The organism is Dactylosporangium sp. CS-047395 (assembly GCF_050942185.1).
GTDB lineage: Bacteria > Actinomycetota > Actinomycetes > Mycobacteriales > Micromonosporaceae > Dactylosporangium.
In genome coordinates this window covers 8994914-9014679 of record NZ_CP192015.1, presented here as the reverse complement: position 1 = coordinate 9014679, position 19766 = coordinate 8994914, and the positions used below count along the sequence as shown (strand labels likewise).

Sequence of the window (19766 nt, the reverse complement as noted above, 5' to 3'; positions counted from 1 at the left end):
CTCCTGGGATCAGGTCGGACTCAGGTGCTGCGCACCATGGTCGGGCGGTGGCCGGTCACGACCACCGTGGCGTCGCGGGCCAGTAAGGCGCTGTCGGGCACCCCGGCGGGCACCGGCAGGGCGTCGTCGGGGCGGTCGACCCGGTCGAAGTCGGGCGGGAACGGCGCCGCCTGCTCGATGAGCCGCTGGTAGAACGGCAGCCACTTGGCGTGGTTGAAGGTCACCGCGGCGGTCAGCCTGCCCTTGTACCCGTACGCCGCCGCGAACCGCCGCTCGGCCACCGAGCCCTGGGTGATCACGACCTCGTCGGCGAAGGTAGGTACCCCCACGGACTTGATGTTGTTGCCGAACTGGGTGGACCAGAACTGCGGCATGTGCAGGTGCGGCCACCGGTCGGCCTCGTCGCTGACCATGTTGTGCGCGGCCACCTCGGCCTGCGCGACCGCGTTCGCCCAGTGCTCCAGGGCCAGGAACTGGTAGCCGAACATCGCGTTGGGCGAGCGGGCCACATCTCCGGCCACAAAGATGTCGTCGGTCACCACCCCGTTGACGTCGAAGGCGCGGCAGCCCGCGTCGCAGGCCACCCCCCACGGGCCGACGGCCAGACCGGAGCCCTCCAGCCAGTCCACGTTGCGCACCCCGCCGAGCGCGGCCACGACGAGGTCGACCTCGATCGAGTCGCCGTCGGAGAAGACCGCCCGCCGGACCCGATGATCGCCTTCGATCCGCGTCACGGTCACGCCGCAGCGCAGGTCGACGCCGTGCTCGCGCTGGATGTCGGCCGCGACCGCGCCGATGGCGTTGCCGAGCGCACCCTGCAGGGGCGTGCTGCCGGCCTCGGCCACCGTCACGTCCAGCCCGAGCGCGCGGCACGTGGAGGCCACCTCGGAGCCGGTGAACCCGGCCCCGACCACCAGCACCCGGCCCGGGCGCGAGCCGTCGGCCGGCATCAGGGCCTCCTGCAGCCCGATCGCGTCGTCGCGGGTGCGCAGGACGTGCATACCCTCCAGGGCGGCCTCGCCCGGGTCCGGCCACGGGCGGGCGTGCACCCCGGTGGCGATGAGCAGGCGGTCGAACGGCACGTCGGAGCCGTCGCTGAGCTGCACCCGGCGGCCGTGCAGGTCGAGGGCGAGCGCCTGGACGCCGAGGCGCCACTGGGCGTCGAGGTGCCCGCCGCGGGGCAGGCCGGTCGCGTCGGGGCGGATCCGGCCGCCGAGCGCCGCCTTGGACAGCGGGGGGCGGTCGTACGGGCCGTACGGTTCGCCGTCGATCAGCGTCAGCGAGCCCGAGAACCCCTGCTCGCGCAGCGCCTCGGCGGCCCGCAGCCCGGCCAGCGAGGCGCCGACGATGACGATCCGGCCCGCCGAGCCCTCGGCGTAGGAGCCGGCGGGCAGGCTGTTGGCGAGCCGGTCGAGCTGGATGGCCTGCACCGGGCAGGCGGCGGCCGCGCGCCGGACCCGCTCGTGCTGCTCCTCGCCCGGCTCCGGGTCGTAGAGCAGGGCCTCCTCGCCGCTGATCTGGAACGCCGACGGCGCCAGGAAGGCGCACTGGGCGTACCCCTGGCACTTCGTGAGGTCGACGACAACGCGCATGCGTCAACCGTCGCCCGGATTCCCCGCGGCCAGGTCACCCGGCCGGGAGGGCGGCCCGCACCACCGTCCCGGCGCCCGGCGCGCTGCGGATGTCGAGCGTGCCGCCGAGCAGCTCGGCCCGCTCGCGCATCGAGCGCAGCCCGAGCCGACCCGGAAAGGGCAGCCCCGGGGTGAAGCCCACGCCGTCGTCGGAGACCTCGAGGACGACGTGGCTGTCGTCGCCGGCCAGCCGTACGGTGACCTGCGAGGCCTCGGCGTGCCGGGCGGCGTTGGCGAGGGCCTCCAGGGCGATGCGGTACAGCGCCTCCTCGACCGGCGGGCTGACCACCGGGTCGGCGTCGAGCTCGAGGCCCCAGCCGGCCCGCCCGGGCGCGTTGTGCAGCGTCTCGAACACGCTCTTGAGCGCGGTGGCCGGTCCGGCCCCGGCCAGGGTCTCGGGCCGCAGCCGCAGGATGATGCCGCGCAGGTCGGTCAGGCCGAGCGCGGCCGTCTCCTTGATCCAGGCGAGCGAGGCCTCGGCGTGGTCGGGGTTGCCGTGCAGCAGCTCGGCCGCCGTGCCCGCGCCGAGACTGATCCCGTACAGCGTCTGCACCACCGAGTCGTGCAGGTCCCGCGCCAGCCGGGCCGGTTCGCCCGCCGCGGTCAGCAGCAGCTCGGCGAGCGGCACGTAGGGCTCCAGCGCCGCCGGCCGCGGCGAGCGCCGCCGCCCGGTGGCGGCCAGCAGCCCGCCCGCCACCGGCAGGTAGGTGACCCGCCGGGCCCGCATGGTGCGCCCGGTCGCCATCGCCCGCCGCGCGACCGCGCGGTCCACGAACCCGTCGGGGCCGGAGACCACCGCCCCGCGCGCGTCCAGCAGCACCACCGACGTCATGACGGCGCCGCCGCGTGCACCGGGACCAGCCCGACCCGCATCGCGTAGAGCGCGGCCTGGGTCCGGCTCTCCGCGTTGAGCTTCTGCAGGATGTTGCTCACGTGCGTCTTGACCGTCTGCGGCGCGATGTGCAGCTCCCGGGCGATCTGGCCGTTGGCGCGGCCGCGGGCCAGCAGCGTGAGCACCTCCTCCTCGCGCCGGGTCAGCTGCGGCGGGGTGCTCGGCACGTGCACGTCGCGCACGAGCCGGGCCGCCACCGCCGGGGAGAGCTGCACCTGGCCGGCGGCCGCGGCGCGCACGGCCCGGTGCAGTTCCTCCGCGTCGGTGTCCTTCAGCAGATACCCCACCGCCCCCGCGTGCAGCGCGTCGGCGATCAGCTGCGGTTCGAGGTACCCGCTCAGCGCCACCACCTCGACGCTGGGCAGCTCCCGGCGGATCACCGCGATGGCGCTGATCCCGTCGAGGACCGGCATCAGCAGGTCCATCAGGACGATGTCCGGCCGTAGCTCGTGCGTCAGTGCGACAGCCTGCTTGCCGTCGGCCGCGGCGCCGACCGGCTCGAGGTCGCCGCTGAGCGCGAGGAAGCTGCGCAGCCCTTCACGGACCATCGCGTGGTCGTCCGCGATCAAGACCCTGATACTCATCGTCGCGTGCCATACCCCGCAAATGCCGCGAATACCCCGGGCGGCGGACTCAAATGATCTACGCCGAATGGGGGAGGCCGAAGGTGGGCGCCGGTAAGCGACCGCGGCGTGATGCCCGGGACCCCTGCGCGTCGGCACGGTTGTGAACGTGACGCCCTCATTGCACCGGCTGAGCCGGTTCTCCCTGGTGGGAGTCAGCGGTGTCGTGGTGAACAACGCCGCCCTGCTCGTCCTGCACGGGGTGCTCGGGCTCGCCCTGCTGCCCGCGACCGTGGCCGCGGTCGAGCTCGCCCTGGTGTCCAACTACATCCTGCACGAACTGTGGACCTTCCGAGGCCGCGCGGCGCCGCACGGTCGCCGGCTGTCGCTGTCGCGCTTCGCGTCCTACAGCCTGGCCGGGCTGGCCGCCCTGCCGGTCAACGTCATCGTCGTCCAGCTGCTGGTCGGACTCGGCCTGCACTACCTCCCCGCCAACCTGGTCGGCATCACGGCCGGGTTCGGGGTCAACTTCGCCGTCAGCTCGAAGTGGATTTGGAGTGAACGCACCGATGGAGCAGCTGGTGTTGGCCGTCCTCACCCTGATCTCGCTGGTGCTGACGGTACAGGCGGCCCACGCCCTGTATCTCATGATCTACACGTGGGACCAGCCCGAGGCGGACGCCAAGGCCCGGGTGCCCGATCAACGTGCTACGCCGGAACTCTCCTTCACCGCCATCCTCCCCGCCCGGCACGAGGAGGAGGTCATCCAGCACACCATCGCCCGCGCCGCGTCCGCTGACTACCCGCCCCACCTGGTCCAGATCCTCGTCGTCTGCTCGGCCGACGACGTGGGCACCATCGAGCAGGCCCGGGCCCAGATCAACGCGCTGCGGGCGGCCGGGCGGACCAACGTCGACGTGGTCGTGTTCGACGACGGCCCGATCAACAAGCCGCACGGGCTCAACACCGCCCTGCGCTACGCCACCAGCAACGTCGTGGCCATCTTCGACGCCGAGGACGAGGTCCAGCCGGAGCTGTTCGACATCGTCAACACGATCATGCTCACCGACGACGTCGCCGTGGTGCAGGCGGGCGTGCAGCTGATGAACTTCGAGTCCAACTGGTACTCGACGTTCAACGTCCTGGAGTACTTCTTCTGGTTCCGCAGCCGCCTGCACTACCACGCCAAGAACGGCGCGATCACGCTCGGCGGCAACACGGTCTTCTTCAAGAAGGAGATCATCGAGCGCCTCGGCGGCTGGGACGAGACCAACCTGACCGAGGACGCGGACATCGGGCTGCGGGTGTCGAGCATGGGGGAGAAGGTCCGGGTGGTCTACGACGACCGCTACGTGACCAAGGAGGAGACTCCGCCGACGCTGCAGAGCTTCATCAAGCAGCGCACCCGCTGGTGCCAGGGGTTCATGCAGACGCTGGGCAAGGGCACCTGGAAGCTGATGCCCAACCGGCGGCAGCGGTTCCTGGCCTGGTACACGCTCGCCTTCCCGCACGTCCAGGCGATGCTCGGGTTCTACCTGCCGGTCGCGCTGCTCAGCGCGTTCGTGCTCAGCGTGCCGGTGCCGGTCGCGATGGTGTCCTGGCTGCCGGTGCTGCTGCTCGGGGCGCACTTCGTGATGAGCGTCGTCGGGCTGTACGAGTTCACCGGCGCGCACGGGCTCAAGGCGCGGCCCGGGATCGTCGTGAAGATGGCGATCACCTGGTTCCCGTACCAGATGGTCCTGTCCTACGCCGCCGCCCGGGCCCTCTACCGCCAGCTCAAGGGCGCCACCAACTGGGAGAAGACGGCCCACGTCGGCGCCCACCGCACCCAGGAACCGGAGCTGACCAATGTCGGCTGACGTCCTCACCCGGCCGAAGAAGCCGCCGGCCGGCACCGCGAAGCCGGTCGGGAAGGCTCCGAAGCTGCTCATCGCCGTGTGCGTGCTCATCGGGGCGGCCAGCCACGGCTGGAACATGTTCCGCTATCCGCTGTACCTCACCGACGAGGGCATCTACATGGAGCAGGCCTGGTCGGTGCTGAAGGAGGGCAAGCTCTCCCCGTACACCTACTTCTACGACCATGCCCCGATGGGCTGGCTGGCCCTGGCCGGCTGGGTCGGCATCCTGCCGGGCGGGTTCAACGCCTTCGGCAACGCCCTCAACACCGGCCGGGTGCTGATGCTGATCGTCCACCTGGCGTCGGTCTTCCTGATGTTCGAGATCGTGCGCCGCTTCACCGGCAGCAAGCCCGCGGCGGTCCTGGCCACGGTGGTGTTCAACCTGTCCCCGCTCGGGGTGTACTACCAGCGTCAGGTCCTGCTGGACAACCTGATGATGTTCTGGATCCTGCTCGGGGTCTACCTGCTGGCCCGCAAGGACGGGCGGATCGTCACCGCGATGGGCGCCGGCGCCTGCTTCGGCGTGGCCCTGGTGACCAAGGAGAACGCGGTCTTCCTGCTGCCCGGCTGCGCGTACCTGCTGCACAAGAGCATCAAGGAGCAGAACAACCGGCGCTTCGGGGTCAGCTTCTGGTGGTTCGCGGTGCTGTCCCCGGTCATCGGGTACCTGCTCTTCGCCCAGATCAAGAACGAGCTGTTCCCGGAGGGCTTCCGGTTCAACCCGGACAACAACCAGCTGCAGGGCCACGTGTCGCTGCTCAACACCATCTGGTGGCAGCTGCACCGCAACTCCAACAGCTCGACCGGCCTGTCGTTCACCTACCTGCTGCAGGAAAGCTGGCTGTTCAAGGACCGGTACATCCTCATCGGCGGCGTCGCCGCGACCGTGCTCGCGCTCATCTCGGGCCGGCGCAACAAACGGCTGCGCACCCCGATGCTCGCCATCGCCCTGATGGCCCTGGGCTACGCGTTCTACCTGAGCCGCAGCGCGCTGCTCGACTTCTACATCGCGCCGATGGTGCCGCTGTTCGCGCTGAACCTGGGCATGTTCTTCGGCTGGCTCACCCGGCGCACCAACCAGGCCGGGGCGGCGGTGCTCGTGGCCTGCCTGCTGGTGCCGGTGCTCGTGATGCCGGGCGGGTTCATGGTCAAGTACAACACCAAGGGCGAGCTGGAGTTCAGCGACGCGTACCGGCTGCCGCTGACCCGCCTGCAGGAGCAGCAGGTCGCCTGGATCAAGCAGAACATCCCGACGAGCGCCCGCCTGATCATCGACGACGACATCTGGGTGGCGCTGCACGACACGAACCCGCCGTACAAGAACGCCCATCCGCACTACAAGGCCACGTCCGACCCGGACGTGCGGGACAAGGTCTTCCATTCCAGCTGGGAGAACGTCGACTACGTCGTGATGTCGAACAAGATGCGCGACGCCCTCCAGCGCGGCGGCGAGACCTGGATCATCGAGGCGATCGACCAGCACGGGGAGACCGTGTGGCAGGCCACCCGGGGCGACGTCTCGCTGTCAATCGTGAAGATCGGCAACACGTCCTAGCTGGAGCTGGAGTCGACATGCAGACGCTGAAACACCGGCCGGCGCTGAACCGCACCCGGAAAAGGAAGCGCACCAAAGTCAAGATCTCGCGCAAGCGGCTGCTGCTGGCCGGTGCGGCCGCGGTACTGCTGGTGATGATCGGCCGCTCGCTGCTGCCCGCGCTGGGCATCTCCGCGCCCGGGATCGGCGGCGGCGCCGAGGATGCCCCGACGGAGGTGCAGACCAAGGCGCCGCCCGCGCCCACCATCGACCTGAACGGGGTCATGGTGCAGGGTGGCGGCACGCCGATGATCACGCTGAACCCGGGCCTGGTCCGGCTCGGCGGCGGGGTGACCGTCTCGGGCTCCGGCTTCGACCAGGGCTCGATGGTCGACGTGTACCTCGGGCCGTCCTCCACGCCGGGGCAGAAGAAGCCGCCGAGCGGCGCCGCCGACGCGAAGCCGAAGCAGGTGGCCACGGCCAAGGCCGGCAAGTGGGGCGTGTTCACGGCCAACTTCACGATGCCCAGCAAGATGACGGTGCCCGTGCAGGAGGTCACCGCGCAGGCCCGCGGCAGCGACCAGGTGGCCAAGGCGGACGCGTCGGTGGCCCAGGGCGCCGGGCAGGCCACGCTCTCGGCGGTCGTGGGCAAGCCGGGCGACACGATCAACATGACGGTCAAGGGCTTCTCGCCGGGTGAGCAGCTCAACGTGTACTGGGGCCGGATCAACGGCGACCCGAACCTCACCCTCAAGGCCGACGAGGGTGGCGCGGTGGGTAAGACGCCGATCAGAGTGGGCGTCACGGCGGTCGGGCAGACCAGTCTGGTGGTCGTGGGCAAGACCAGTGGCGCGGCGGCGAGCGCGCCGTTCCAGGTGCTGCGGCTGTACCCGTCGATCAAACTCGCCCCGTACGCCGTGAAGGCGACCCAGAAGATCAGCTTCTCCGGGTCCGGGTTCGCGCCGGGCGAGCGGGTGCTGGTGCGGCTCAACGCGGCCGGCGGCCAGCCCGTGATGGCCATCCCGACCGACGACGCCGGCACCTTCAAGGGCGCCGGGATCACGATGCCGTTCCAGCTCAAGGGCGCGCAGTCGCTGGTCTTCACCGGCGAGCAGAGCCGGGCCGCGGTGTCCAGCGGCTTCACCATCCTGCCGTTCACCCCGCAGGCGCGCACCAACGCCTACGGCGGCCTGCCCGGCACCGTGGTGAACTTCTACGCCACCCAGTTCGCGCCGAACGAGGCCGTGCACGTGACGGTGAAGACGTCCAAGGGCGCCAAGCCGCAGCTGGTGGCCGCCTTCCGGGTCGACGCCAAGGGCGCGGCGCGGGCGGTCGGGCAGTACACGATCCCGGGTGACACCGAGAACACCGTGGTGTTCCAGCTGCACGGCCAGCGCTCCGACGCGACGGCGACGGTCAACTTCAAGGTCGACCAGTCCGGCGGCCCGGTCGACATCCCGTCCGCCAAGCCGTACGTGGTCCCCAAGGATCTGGAGAACTGAGGCCGGTGTACTGGCAGGCGTTCCGCGCCGCCCCGGAGGCGTTGATCCTGTGTGACGCCGACGGGGTGGTGCGCCTGGCCAGCACCGCCGCCGAGACGCTGTTCCGCCGGGAGACGGCCGACCTGTTCGGCCGTTCTCTCGGCGAGCTGTTCGCCGGCCGCCCGGTCTTCGCGGCCGGCGAGGAGCCGTCCCCGGCCGTGGTCCGGCTGCCCGACGGCGGCGAGCTGGCGGTCGACGTGCGGGTGCGCACCCTCGAGGGCGACCCCAGCCACATGCTCGCCCTGGCCGTGGAGGAGCGCGGCTCGCCCGGGCGCAGCCGGGCCCTGCTGGAGCAGCGCATCGCCCGGCTCACCCTCACCGGCCAGGAGCAGGGCGAGCTGCTCGGCGACGTGATCGTCACCCAGGAGCGGGAGCGGGCCCGCATCGCCGCCGGGGTGCACGACGACAGCCTGCAGGTGATCACCGCGGCCACGCTGCGGCTGCAGCAGCTGCGCCGCCGGCTGCGCGACCCGGACGAGCTGGCCATCCTGGACCGCCTGGAGGCCATGCTGGTGCAGGCGGCCGATCGGCTGCGCCGGCTCATCTTCGACTTCCGCCCGCCCCGGCTGGCCGAGGAGGGGCTGGCCGCGGCGACCGAGGACCTGCTCGAGGACCTCGCCGAGCAGCACGCGATCGGGGTCCGGGTGGACTCCCGGCTGACCGCCGAGCCGGCCCTGCCGACCCGGGTGCTGGTCTTCCGGATGCTGCAGGAGGCGGTGGCCAACGTCGGCAAGCACGCCGGGGCCGACCGGTGCACGGTCATCCTCGGCGAGGAGGACGGCGGCTACCTCGTGCGCGTCATCGACGACGGGGTGGGCGCCGAGAGCCTGCACACCGACCCCGGCCACCTCGGGCTGCTGCTCATGCAGGAGCGGGCGGCGCTGGCCGGAGGGTGGTTCCGGATCAGCAGCCTGCCCGGGCGCGGTACCACCGTGACGTTCTGGGTACCACGCGGCGCCGACCTCGAGTCGAAGGGAACCACATCGTGAGCCATCCGCCGTACCGGGTCCTCATCGTCGAAGACCACCAGGTCGTTGCCGAGGGGCTGGCCGTGCTGCTCAACGAGCACGCCGAGCTGCGCGTGGTGGCGCTGGCCGCCAGCGTGGGGGAGGTCGAGCACCTGGCCGACGTGGAGCGCGTCGACGTCGTGCTGTGTGACTTCTGGCTGCCCGACGGGACCGGCGCCGAGGCCGTCGCCGCCCTGCGCAGCCACCAGCCCGAGGTTGCCGTTGTGTTCCTCAGCGCCGACCAGAGCGACCAGGTCATCCTCACCGCCCTGGAGGCCGGGGCGGCCGGGTACCTCGTGAAGAGCGCGGGCGGCGCCGACGTGGCCGAGGCCGTGCGGCGGGCCGTCGACGGCGAGATCCTGGTGCCCGCTCGCCAGCTGGCCAAGCTGCTGGCCCGCCGCCGCGAGCACGCCCAGCGCTCGGAGGAGCACGCCCGGCGGCTGGACAGCCTGACCCCGCGCGAGCGGGAGATCCTGGCCCTGATGACCGAGGGCCTGGACAACCGCGACATCGCGCGGGAGCTGTCCATCAGCTACACGACCGTGCGCAGCCACGTGCGGCACCTGCTGTCCAAGATGGGCGCCCGCTCGAAGCTGGAAGCCGTGGTCCGCGCGGCCGAGTGGGACACGCCGTCGAACGCCGCGTAGCCGGCTGTGACGCAGGCCGCACCCGCGGCGGGAACTGATCGAATCCACCGAAGGTTGACTTATTGTTGACTGCGCAATGACTATCCGTCACGCATTTGGTGGATCCATAAATCCGGCATTTGTACGCTGACCGCATATGTCCGAAATCCGTAATGTTCTGACCTGCCCCGCCGTCACACGTGAGGACAGGTCAGCTCAATGGGTCGCACGCGCCTTTACTGGATTTCCGCACTGGTCGCGCTCGCCGTCGTAGCCGTCGCGCTGGTTCCGTTGCTGCACAAGGACAAAGACAAGCAGGTCCACCCGGGCCTGACGCAGTCCGGTCAGCGGCTGCAGATGCCGCTGCACGCCGAGGGTTCGAAGATCGTCGACGCCCGCGGTGAGACCGTGACATTTACCGGTGTCAACTGGTTCGGTCTGGAGACCAACACGTTCGCGCCGCACGGGCTCTGGTCGCGCAACCTCGGCGACATGCTCGACCAGATGGTCGGCCAGGGCTTCAACTCCATGCGCCTGCCGTTCAGCAACGAGCTGTTCGACGCCGCCTCCAAGCCCAACGGCGTGGACTACGCGCTCAACCCGGATCTCAAGGGCCTGACCGGTCCGCAGATCATGGATAAGGTCGTCGAGGGCGCCACGAAGCGCGGCATGATGGTCATCCTCGACCGGCACCGCCCGACCTCGCAGGGCCAGAGCAACCTCTGGTACACCGACAAGGTCAGCGAGGACCGCTGGATCTCGGACTGGGTGAAGCTCGCCAAGCAGTACAAGGACAACCCGCTCGTGGTCGGCGCCGACCTGCACAACGAGCCGCACGGCGAGGCCACCTGGGGCGACGGCAACGAGAAGACCGACTGGCAGGCCGCCGCGGAGCGGGCCGGCGACGCGGTGCTCAAGGCCAACCCCAACTGGCTGATCATCGTCGAGGGCATCGAGAACTACAAGACGGCCGACGGCAAGAGCGACGGCTACTGGTGGGGCGGCAACCTGCAGGGCGCCAAGGAGCACCCGGTGAAGCTGTCGGACCAGTCCAAGCTGGTGTACTCCGCGCACGACTACAGCCCCAAGGTCTGGTCGCAGACGTGGTTCACCGACCCGAAGTTCCCGGCCAACATGCCCGCGCTGTGGGACAAGCAGTTCGGCTACCTGGTGAAGAACAACACCGCCCCGGTGCTCATGGGCGAGTTCGGCGGCCGCTCGGTGGCCGAGAAGGACGCTCAGGGCAACAAGGACCTGGAAGGCATCTGGCAGCGCAACCTCGTCGCGTACCTCAAGGACAACGGGCTCAGCTACACCTACTGGGCCTGGAACCCGAACTCCGGTGACACCGGCGGGGTCCTCAAGGACGACTGGAAGACGGTCGACGCCGACAAGGCCGCGCTCCTGAAGACCTACCAGGCGCCGCTGGCCGCCGCGGCGCAGTAACCGGCAAGGCCCTCCCCCCGCTGTTAGATTGGCGCGGGGGAGGGCCTTTCCAATGCCTGATATCGATACGGTCGTCGACACCGCGGCCGGGCCGCTCAACGCGATCCTGTGCACCCCCGAGGGCCCCGCCCGCGGGGGTCTCGTGCTCTCCGACGGCTCCGGCCCGGCCGACCGGCACGCCTGGCAGGGCGTCCCGCAATGGCTGGCCGCGCGCGGGATCGCCACCCTGCGCCACGACAAGCCCGGCTGCGGCGGCTCGCCGGGCGACTGGCGTCACCAGACCTTCGCCGACCGGGCCGCCGAGGCGATCGCCGCCCTGGCCGTGCTGCGCAAGCAGGCCGGGGTCGAGCGGGCCGGGCTGATCGGCTACAGCCAGGGCGGCTGGGTCTCGCTGCTGGCCGCGGTCACCGTGCCCGACCACGTGGACTTCGTGGTCACCGTCGGCGGGCCCTTCGTCGGCGTCGAGGAGCAGGAGCGCACCCTGCTGGGCCGGGTGATGCGCCGGCACGGGCTGGCCGAGGAGTCCGTCGCGGCCGGGCTGGCCTGGGCCGACGAGCGCGCCGCCCGGCTGGCCGCCGGGGAGGACCCCGCCCAGGTCTACGCCGACCAGGCCCGATTCGCCGGCGACGACTGGGCCGCGATCGTCTGTGACCGGCCCTACGACACCCCGGAGGAGCTCGGGTTCTTCGCCCGGATGCTGCCCTTCGACCCCGGCGCCGCGCTGCCGTTCCTGCCCTGCCCGCTGATGGCGTTCTTCGGCGCCGACGACGAGCACGTCCCGGTCGAGCGCAGCCTCGCGGTGCTGGGCGACCGGCTGCCCGGCAGGTATCGGGGAAGTAACGGTGTGGCCGTGCTGCCGGGGGTGGGGCACATGCTGTACCCGGTCCCGCCGCGCGCCGATATGTCGGTGTTCGCCCAGTTGTCGCCGGGCTTCCTGCCCCTGCTCGGGGCCTTCCTGGACCGGGTGGCCCCCGATCACCCATAGCGGTTCGCCGATTCTGTGTGGTCCGACCACATAGCGACGTGCCTCACGCCACTCCTAGCGTGTCGAACACCGCCAGCAGGCGCTGGCCTTAACAAGGCGTTCACACGGAGGAAGCGTTGATCAGGCAGACAAGCGCGCCGCGGCGGGTGTTGTTCGCGGCGCTGGGGCTCTCGCTCGCCGCCACGTTCGCGTCTGCGTGCAGCAGCCCCCAGGAGGCCGCGCAGGAGCCGGCCGGCGACGGCGCACCAATCAAGGTCGGGCTGGTTTACTCGCAGACCGGGCCGCTCGCGAGCTACGGCAAGCAGTACATCGAGGGCTGGAAGGCCGGGCTGGCGTTCGCCACCAAGGGCACCGGCAAGGTCGGCAACCGGCCGATCGAGGTCAAGGAGGCCGACGACGCCGGCGACGCGGCCAAGGCCGTCTCGGCGGCCAAGGACCTCATCGGCCAGGGCTACAAGATCCTCGCGGGCAGCACCTCGTCCGGCGTCGCCACCCAGATGGCACCCCTCGCGGCGCAGAACAAGGTCCTGTTCATCTCCGGCCCGGCCGCCACCGACGCCGTGACCGGCATCAACAAGTACACGTTCCGCTCCGGCCGGCAGTCCTACCAGGACGTGCTCGCGGCCAAGTCCTACGTGCCCACCCCGACGGGCAAGAAGGTCCTGGTGTTCACCCAGGAGGGCGCCTTCGGCAAGTCCAACGCCGACGCGGTGAAGGCCGTCATCGGCGGCGCCGGGGCCACCGTCGACACCCTGTCGGTGCCCGCCAACGCCACCGACTTCACCGGCTTCGCGGTCCAGGCCAAGAACGCCAAGGCCGACATGATCTTCGTCGCGTGGGCGGGCACCACCGCCACCGCGATGTGGCAGGCCCTCGACCAGCAGGGCGTGCTCGGCTCGACGCTGGTGGTGACCGGCATCGACCAGCGGGCGTCGTGGCCGACGTTCGGCGCGGCCGGCGGGAAGATCTCGCTGCTGGCCCACTACTTCGACGGCGCCAGCGACAACGAGGCCACCGCCGCGCTGCGCAAGGGCGTCGAGGGCGGCAAGGTCGACCTGTTTAACCCGGACGGCTTCACCGCCGCCCAGATGGTGGTCCGGGCCGCGCAGGAGGGCGGGGACGACGTCGACAAGATGGTCACCGCGCTCGAGGGCTGGTCGTTCGACGGCGTCAAGGGCAAGCTGACCGTCCGCAAGGAGGACCACGCCCTGCTGCAGCCGATGTTCCAGGGCAAGTTCACCGGCAGCGGCGCCGACCTCAAGCCCGAGCTCGTCAAGGCGCTCGACCCGGCCGACGCCGCGCCGCCGGCCGCGCAGATGAAGGGCTGAGGCCTTGGCCAACGCACCGGGTCCGGTGGCCGGCGGTGTCCTCGCGGACGCCCCGGCCACCGGCCTGCTCAGCACCCGGCGCCTGACCTGGCGGATCGGCGGGGTCGCCATCGTCGACGGGGTCAACCTCGACCTCGCCGAGGGCGAGTTCCTGGCCGTCATCGGGCCCAACGGCGCCGGCAAGACCTCGCTGTTCAACCTGATCTCCGGGCTGCGCAAGCCGTCGGACGGCACGGTGTCGCTCGACGGGCGGGACATGACCCGGCTGCCGCCGCACCGGCGGGCCCGGCTGGGCCTGGGGCGTACCTTCCAGTCGTCCTCGGTCTTCGGCTCGCTGACGGTCGCCGCCAACGTGCGGCTGGCCGTGCAGGCCCGCCGCGGCGGCTCGATCCGCCCGTTCCCGCTGCCCGCCAAGGACCGGGACGTGGCCGAGCGGGCCGAGCGGGTGCTCTGGCGGGTCGGGCTCGACCACCGCGCCGGGGCGATGGCCGGCACCCTGGCCCACGGCGAGAAGCGCAAGCTCGAGATCGCGCTGCTGCTGGCCGGCGAGCCGCGGGTGCTGCTGCTCGACGAGCCCATGGCCGGCGTCAGCGCCGAGGACGTGCCCGGCCTGGTGGCCCTCATCCGCACGCTGACCCGCGAGGAGAAGCGCAGCGTGCTCATGGTCGAGCACCACATGGACGTCGTGCTGGACCTGGCCGACCGGGTCGCCGTCATGCACCACGGGGCGCTGCTGGTCTGCGACACCCCGGACGTGGTCATGGCCGACCGGACCGTCCAGGAGGCGTACCTGGGAGAGAAGCTATGAGCATCCTCGACGTCGAGGGCCTCGACGTCCGCATCGCCGGCTCGCACATCCTGCAGGGTGTGACGTTCGGCGTGGCCCCGCAGGGCGTGACCGCGCTGCTCGGGCGCAACGGCGTGGGTAAGACCACCACCCTCAAGGCGGTGCTCGGCCTGCTGCCGCGCGGCGCCGAGCTGGCCGGCGAGGTCCGCTTCGCCGGGGCCCGGGTCACCCGCCAGCAGACGTTCAAGCTGGTCCGCGACGGCCTCGGCTACGTGCCCGAGGACCGCGGCGTCTTCGCCGGGCTCACCGTGGCCGAGAACCTGCGGCTGGCCGAGCGGCCCGGCACCGCGCCCGACTACGAGCGGGTCTACGGGCTCTTCCCCGAGCTGCACCGGCGCGGCCGGCAGCGGGCCGGCACCCTCTCCGGCGGCCAGCAGCAGATGCTCGCCATCGGCCGGGTGCTGCTCAACCCCAACCGGCTGCTGCTCATCGACGAGCCGACCAAGGGCCTCGCGCCGAAGGTCGTCGGCGAGGTCGCGGCCGCCCTGCACGCCGTGGCCCAGGTGGTGCCGATGCTGCTCGTCGAGCAGAACCTGGCCGTGGTCCGGCGGCTGGCCCAGAACGCCGTGGTGATCGCGGCCGGCAAGGTCGCCTACGCCGGGGCCGCGCCCGATCTCCTGGACTACACCGAGAAGACCAAGTCGCTGCTGGGCGTCGGGAAGGCGGACCACGCATGAGCACGATCGTGCTGCTGACCCTGACAGGGTTGGGCCTGGCCGCCCTGTACTTCCTGGTCGCCTCCGGCCTCGCGCTCGTCTTCGGCCTCGCCGACGTCCTCAACTTCGCGCACGGCCTGTTCCTCTCCGTCGGCGCGTACGGCACCTGGTGGGCCGCCAACCACCTGCCCGGGGCCGGGTCGAGCGGCTTCGGCTTCGTGCTGGCCGTGGTCTTCGGCGTCGTCTGCGGCACCGTCGTCGCGGCGCTGGTCGAGCTGGTGCTGATCCGGCCGCTGTACCGGCGCACGATCGAGCAGGTGCTGGTCACCGTCGGGCTGTCGCTCGCGGGCGTGGCGCTGCTGCAGGCCTCGTGGGGCAGCGACCCGAAGCCGTACCCGCGTCCACAGTGGACCCAGCAGCTCACCACGGTGGCGGGCGCGCGGGTGCCGAACGACCGGTTCCTGCTCATCGGCGCCGCGATCGTGGTGCTGGGCGGGTTGCTGGCCTTCCTGAAGTACACCCGGATCGGTCTGGTCATCCGCGCGGGCGTCGAGGACCGCTCGATGGTCACCGCGCTCGGCATCGACGTGCGCCGCGCCTTCACGCTCGTGTTCGCCATCGGCGGTGCGGCCGCGGCCCTGGCCGGTGCGCTCGGCGGCGTGTTCACCGGCGCTATCTCGCCGACCGGCGGCAGCTCGCTGCTCATCTTCGGGTTCATCGTCGTCGTCATCGGCGGGATGGGCTCGGTGACCGGCGCCGCCTACGCCGCCGTCGCGGTCGGGCTGCTGCAGCAGTTCGTCAACTACACCTCGTCGGGCCTGGGCGACATCTGCGTCGTCGCGCTGCTCGCGGTGGTACTCCTCGTCCGTCCACAAGGGATCACCGGGAAGGTCGCCACCTCATGACGACACAGACCGCCCAGTCCGCGCGCAGCGCACCGGCACCCGCACCGCGCGGCCGCCGGGTCCCTCTGGCCCGCTTCGGGCCGCTGGTCGCGCTGGTCGTGTTCGCGGTGCTCCCGTACTGCGGCCTGAAGCTCCCCGGCATCTTCGACTCGGCCGTCAACGCGCCCGGCACCCTGCAGCTGCTCGCGCTCTGCCTGGTCTTCGGTGCCCTGGCGATGGGCTATGACCTGCTCTTCGGGCGCACCGGCATGCTCTCCTTCGGCCACGCGCTGTACTTCGCGGCCGGCGTCTACGGCACCGACATGCTCGTCACCAAGGCGGGCTACGGGCTGTGGACGGCGATCCTGCTGGCCGTCGTCGGCACCGCGACCCTGGCCGCCCTGCTCGGCGCGATCGCGCTGCGCACCGGCGGGATCGCGTTCGCCATGGTGACGCTCGCCTTCGCCCAGGTCGCCGCGATCACCATCGGCCGCGACCCGGGCGGCGCCACCGGCGGTGAGGAGGGCCTGCCGATGGACACCTCCAAGGTGCCGGACTTCCTGGTGGGCGTCTCCAACACGGTGAACCTGTACTGGCTCGCGCTGGCGGCCCTCGTCGTCACCGTCCTCGTGGTGCACGCCATCGCCGACTCGCCGTCGGGGCGGGTGCTCGCCGCGATCCGCGACGACGAGCGCCGGGTCGGGGTGCTGGGGCTGGATCCGTACCGCTACAAGCTCTTCGCCTTCACCGTCTCCGGCGGCCTGGCCGGGCTCGCCGGTGCCATGTACGCGCTGCTCATCGGCGGCGCGACCCCGCACATCGCGGCCTCCGACCAGACCCTGACCCTGCTGGTGATGGTGGTGCTGGGCGGGCCGGGCACGCGCTGGGGCCCGCTGATCGGCGGGTTCCTGTTCACGTACCTCGACTACCGCCTGGTCGCGCTGGGCAACTCGGACGCGGTGGAGGGGCTGCCGGGCATCCTGCGTGGCCCGCTCTCCCAGCCGCTGTTCATCCTCGGCACGGTCTTCATCCTCGCCGTGTACTTCTTCCCGGGCGGCCTCGCCGGTCTGCGGACGCGGCTCGGTCCGCTGGCCCGCTGGATCCCGGAACGCCGCACATAGCTCTATATGTAAATATGTGGATCGACTCTGTAGTGACCTCGGGAGTGGCGGCCGTACCTTGTGACGGCCGTCACTCCCGATGTCTTTGGAGGGTGAATCCCACATGGATGGTTCCGCGCTCGTCGCGCGCGGCCTCACCCGCGACTTCCGTGGTTTCCGCGCCGTCGACGGGGTCGACCTCGATGTCGCCGCCGGCGCCGTGCACGCGCTCGTCGGGCCCAACGGGGCCGGCAAGACCACGCTGTTCAACCTGCTGACCGGGTTCGTCGCGCCCACCGCCGGGCGGATCGAACTGGGTGGCCGGGACATCACCGGGCTCGCACCCGAGCGGGTCGCCCGCCTCGGCATGGCGCGCTCTTTTCAGATTGCCAGCCTGTTCCCGCAGCAGACCGTGCGCGCCCACGTGGAGCTGGCGCTGCAGAGCAGTACCAACCTGGGCTGGTCCTTCTGGCGCTCGGAGAGACCGCTGCGGCGCTTCCGGGCCCATGCCGATGAGCTGCTCGACCGGGTCGGGCTGGCCGCCGCGGCCGACGACACCGCCGGCAGCCTCGCCTACGGGCGCAAGCGGGCCCTGGAACTGGCCATCGCCCTCGCCCTCGACCCGCGGGTGCTGCTGCTGGACGAGCCGACCGCCGGGATGGGCGTCGAGGACGTCGAGCGGACCGTCGAGCTCATCGCGGCCGTCCGCGACGGGCGGACCGTGGTGCTGGTCGAGCACAACATGAGCGTCGTCGGGGCGCTGGCCGACCGGGTCACCGTCCTGCAGGCCGGGCGGGTCCTGGCCGAGGGCCCCTACGAGCAGGTGCGCGCCGACGAGCGCGTGATCGAGGCCTATCTCGGGAGTGCCGATGCTGCGCATTGAGGGTCTGTCCGCGTGGCACGGCGAGGCCCGCGTGCTGCGCGACGTCGGCCTGCACGTGGCCGAGGGCGAGGTGGTCACGCTGTGCGGGCGCAACGGGGCCGGCAAGACCACGCTCCTGCGCTGCGTGATGGGCCTGCACACCGGCCAGTCGGGAACGATCGAGCTCGCCGGTACCGACATCAGCCGCCGCCCGCCGCACGCGCGGGCGCGCGCCGGGCTCGGCTGGGTGCCCGACGACCGCGGCGCGTACGCGACGCTGACCGTCGCCGAGCACCTCGCCCTGCCGCCGGTCGTCGGGCCGCGGCCGTGGGGCCTCGACGAGATCCACGAGGCGTTCCCCAACCTGCACGAGCGCCGGTCCAGCCCGGCCACCAGCCTCTCCGGCGGCGAGCAGCAGATGCTCGCGCTGGCCCGGGTGCTGCGCATGGGCGCCACCGTGCTGCTCTGCGACGAGCCCACCGAGGGGCTGTCCCCGCTGCTCGTACGGCGGGTCGGCGAGATCCTGCGCCGCGCCCGCGACCACGGCGCCACGGTCCTGCTCGTCGAGCAGAACCTGCGCTTCGCCACCACCGTCGCCGACCGCCACTACCTGCTCGCCGAGGGGCGGATCACCGGCACGTTCGACAACGCCGACGTGCGTTCCCGCGAGGCCGAACTCCTCGCGCATCTCGGTATCTGACCGGAGGTACACCCCATGAAGCGTTTCGTTGTGTTCGGCGCCGCCCTGTGCGTCGTGCTGTCCGGCTGCGGCGGGGGAGGCCCGCGCAGCTCCGGCGGGTCCGGCCTGAGCGGCGACAAGATCGTGCTGGGCGTGCTCAACGACCAGTCCGGCGTCTACGCCCAGCTGTCCGGCAAGAACTCCGTCGTGGCCGTGCAGATGGCCGTGGAGGACTTCAAGGCCAAGTACGGCGACAAGGCCGTCACGAAGAACATCACGGTGGAGACGGCCGACCACCAGAACAAGCCCGACGTCGCCAACACCCGGGCCAGTGAGATGTACGACCGCCTGGGCGTCGACGCGATCCTTGACGTGCCGACGTCCTCGGCCGCGCTGAAGGTCGCCGACGTGGCCAAGCAGAGCAAGAAGTTGTACTTCAACATTTCCGGCGCCACCACCGACCTGACCGGCAAGTCGTGCAACAAGTACACGTTCCACTACGCCTACGACACGGCGATGCTGGCCAACGGCACCGGCACCGCGGCCACCCAGGGCGGTGCGAAGAACTGGTACATCGTGTACCCCGACTACGCCTTCGGCCAGGACATGCAGAAGTCCTTCGCGGCCGCGGTGAGCAAGGGCGGCGGCACGGTGATCGCCAGCGACCCGACGCCGTTCCCGAACGACAACTTCTCCACGTTCCTGCTCAAGGCGCCGACGCTGAACCCCAAGCCGGACGTGCTCGGCACCATGCAGGCGGGCGCGGACCTGGTGAACCTGGTCAAGCAGTACAACGAGTTCAAGCTCAAGGACAAGGGCATCGGGCTGGCGGTCGGGCTGATGTTCCTCACCGACATCCACTCGCTGACCCCGGACGCGCTGGCCGGGACCACGTTCACCGACGCGTGGTACTGGAACTTCGACGAGCGCAACCGCGCCTGGGCCGACAAGTTCGCGGCGCGCACCGGCGGCCAGCGGCCCACGTTCGCGCACGCGGCCAACTACTCGGCGGCGACGCAGTACCTCGAGGCGGTCCAGGCGGCCGGCACCGACGACGCCGACGCGGTCGTCAAGCAGCTGGAGGGCAAGAAGGTCGACGACTTCTTCCTGCGCGGCGGGGAGTTCCGGGCGGCCGACCACCGGGTGCTGCACGACGCCTACCTGGCCAAGGTCAAGCCCGGCGCCGAGGTCAAGGAGGCGTGGGACTACGAGCAGATCGTCAAGACCATCCCGGCCCAGGACGCCTTCCGCGCGCCGTCGCCGGACTGCAAGCTCTGATTCGCCATG

18 protein-coding genes and 1 pseudogene are annotated in these 19766 nt (G+C 71.2%); 16 read left to right on the top strand and 3 right to left on the bottom strand.

The features are described 5' to 3' along the window. Positions 1 to 20: 20 nt before the first annotated feature. Genes ACQP00_RS42100 through ACQP00_RS42090 form a run of 3 tightly spaced genes read right to left on the bottom strand, consistent with a single transcriptional unit; the run spans position 21 to position 3107 of the window. Positions 21 to 1592, bottom strand: a complete 1572-nt coding sequence (locus ACQP00_RS42100; RefSeq protein ID WP_433207806.1) for an FAD-dependent oxidoreductase — start codon at positions 1590 to 1592, stop codon at positions 21 to 23. 34 nt (positions 1593 to 1626) lie between these two features. After that, complete coding sequence (locus ACQP00_RS42095) at positions 1627 to 2463, bottom strand: sensor histidine kinase (RefSeq protein ID WP_433207803.1); 837 nt, start codon at positions 2461 to 2463, stop codon at positions 1627 to 1629. After that, positions 2460 to 3107, bottom strand: a complete 648-nt coding sequence (locus tag ACQP00_RS42090; RefSeq protein WP_433048473.1) for a response regulator — start codon at positions 3105 to 3107, stop codon at positions 2460 to 2462. The genes ACQP00_RS42095 and ACQP00_RS42090 overlap by 4 nt, the downstream gene beginning before the upstream one ends. Positions 3108 to 3249: 142 nt before the next feature. Between ACQP00_RS42090 and ACQP00_RS42085 the strand changes: the two are divergent. The 16 genes and pseudogenes from ACQP00_RS42085 to ACQP00_RS42010 all read left to right on the top strand — a co-directional run. Beyond that, positions 3250 to 3582 (top strand): annotated as a pseudogene (locus ACQP00_RS42085) (GtrA family protein); the annotation flags it as partial. 73 nt (positions 3583 to 3655) lie between these two features. Beyond that, on the top strand, positions 3656 to 4945 hold the full coding sequence (locus ACQP00_RS42080; protein WP_433207800.1) for a glycosyltransferase: 1290 nt from the start codon (positions 3656 to 3658) through the stop codon (positions 4943 to 4945). Then, positions 4935 to 6539 (top strand): ArnT family glycosyltransferase, encoded by a 1605-nt coding sequence (locus ACQP00_RS42075; RefSeq protein ID WP_433207797.1) that lies wholly within the window; start codon positions 4935 to 4937, stop codon positions 6537 to 6539. Before ACQP00_RS42080 ends, ACQP00_RS42075 begins: the two co-directional genes overlap by 11 nt. Before the next feature lie 17 nt (positions 6540 to 6556). Beyond that, complete coding sequence (locus ACQP00_RS42070) at positions 6557 to 8020, top strand: hypothetical protein (protein WP_433207794.1); 1464 nt, start codon at positions 6557 to 6559, stop codon at positions 8018 to 8020. 5 nt (positions 8021 to 8025) lie between these two features. Further along, entirely contained in the window at positions 8026 to 9048 is a 1023-nt protein-coding gene (locus ACQP00_RS42065; RefSeq protein WP_433207791.1) for an ATP-binding protein, read from the top strand. After that, on the top strand, positions 9045 to 9713 hold the full coding sequence (locus tag ACQP00_RS42060; protein WP_433207788.1) for a response regulator: 669 nt from the start codon (positions 9045 to 9047) through the stop codon (positions 9711 to 9713). Before ACQP00_RS42065 ends, ACQP00_RS42060 begins: the two co-directional genes overlap by 4 nt. A gap of 198 nt (positions 9714 to 9911) precedes the next feature. Then, positions 9912 to 11138 carry a glycoside hydrolase family 5 protein gene (locus ACQP00_RS42055; protein ID WP_433207785.1) on the top strand — a complete coding sequence of 409 codons (1227 nt, stop codon included), beginning with the start codon at positions 9912 to 9914 and terminating at the stop codon, positions 11136 to 11138. 52 nt (positions 11139 to 11190) lie between these two features. Continuing rightward, positions 11191 to 12123: an alpha/beta hydrolase family protein gene (locus tag ACQP00_RS42050; RefSeq protein WP_433207782.1), complete on the top strand. Its 933-nt coding sequence runs from the start codon at positions 11191 to 11193 to the stop codon at positions 12121 to 12123. A gap of 119 nt (positions 12124 to 12242) precedes the next feature. Beyond that, positions 12243 to 13451, top strand: coding sequence for a substrate-binding domain-containing protein (locus ACQP00_RS42045; RefSeq protein ID WP_433224183.1), 1209 nt, complete (start codon positions 12243 to 12245; stop codon positions 13449 to 13451). 64 nt (positions 13452 to 13515) lie between these two features. Next, entirely contained in the window at positions 13516 to 14259 is a 744-nt protein-coding gene (locus ACQP00_RS42040; protein ID WP_433224181.1) for an ABC transporter ATP-binding protein, read from the top strand. Further along, complete coding sequence (locus ACQP00_RS42035) at positions 14256 to 14975, top strand: ABC transporter ATP-binding protein (RefSeq protein WP_433207779.1); 720 nt, start codon at positions 14256 to 14258, stop codon at positions 14973 to 14975. Before ACQP00_RS42040 ends, ACQP00_RS42035 begins: the two co-directional genes overlap by 4 nt. After that, on the top strand, positions 14972 to 15859 hold the full coding sequence (locus ACQP00_RS42030) for a branched-chain amino acid ABC transporter permease (RefSeq protein WP_433207776.1): 888 nt from the start codon (positions 14972 to 14974) through the stop codon (positions 15857 to 15859). Before ACQP00_RS42035 ends, ACQP00_RS42030 begins: the two co-directional genes overlap by 4 nt. Next, on the top strand, positions 15856 to 16959 hold the full coding sequence (locus ACQP00_RS42025) for a branched-chain amino acid ABC transporter permease (RefSeq protein WP_433207773.1): 1104 nt from the start codon (positions 15856 to 15858) through the stop codon (positions 16957 to 16959). The genes ACQP00_RS42030 and ACQP00_RS42025 overlap by 4 nt, the downstream gene beginning before the upstream one ends. Positions 16960 to 17062: 103 nt before the next feature. After that, entirely contained in the window at positions 17063 to 17821 is a 759-nt protein-coding gene (locus ACQP00_RS42020; protein ID WP_433207770.1) for an ABC transporter ATP-binding protein, read from the top strand. Further along, the gene (locus tag ACQP00_RS42015; RefSeq protein WP_433207767.1) at positions 17808 to 18500 is read left to right on the top strand and encodes an ABC transporter ATP-binding protein; all 693 of its coding nucleotides are present in this window, start codon (positions 17808 to 17810) and stop codon (positions 18498 to 18500) included. The genes ACQP00_RS42020 and ACQP00_RS42015 overlap by 14 nt, the downstream gene beginning before the upstream one ends. A 15-nt stretch (positions 18501 to 18515) precedes the next feature. Next, positions 18516 to 19757 carry an ABC transporter substrate-binding protein gene (locus ACQP00_RS42010; protein WP_433207764.1) on the top strand — a complete coding sequence of 414 codons (1242 nt, stop codon included), beginning with the start codon at positions 18516 to 18518 and terminating at the stop codon, positions 19755 to 19757. Positions 19758 to 19766 lie beyond the last annotated feature (9 nt).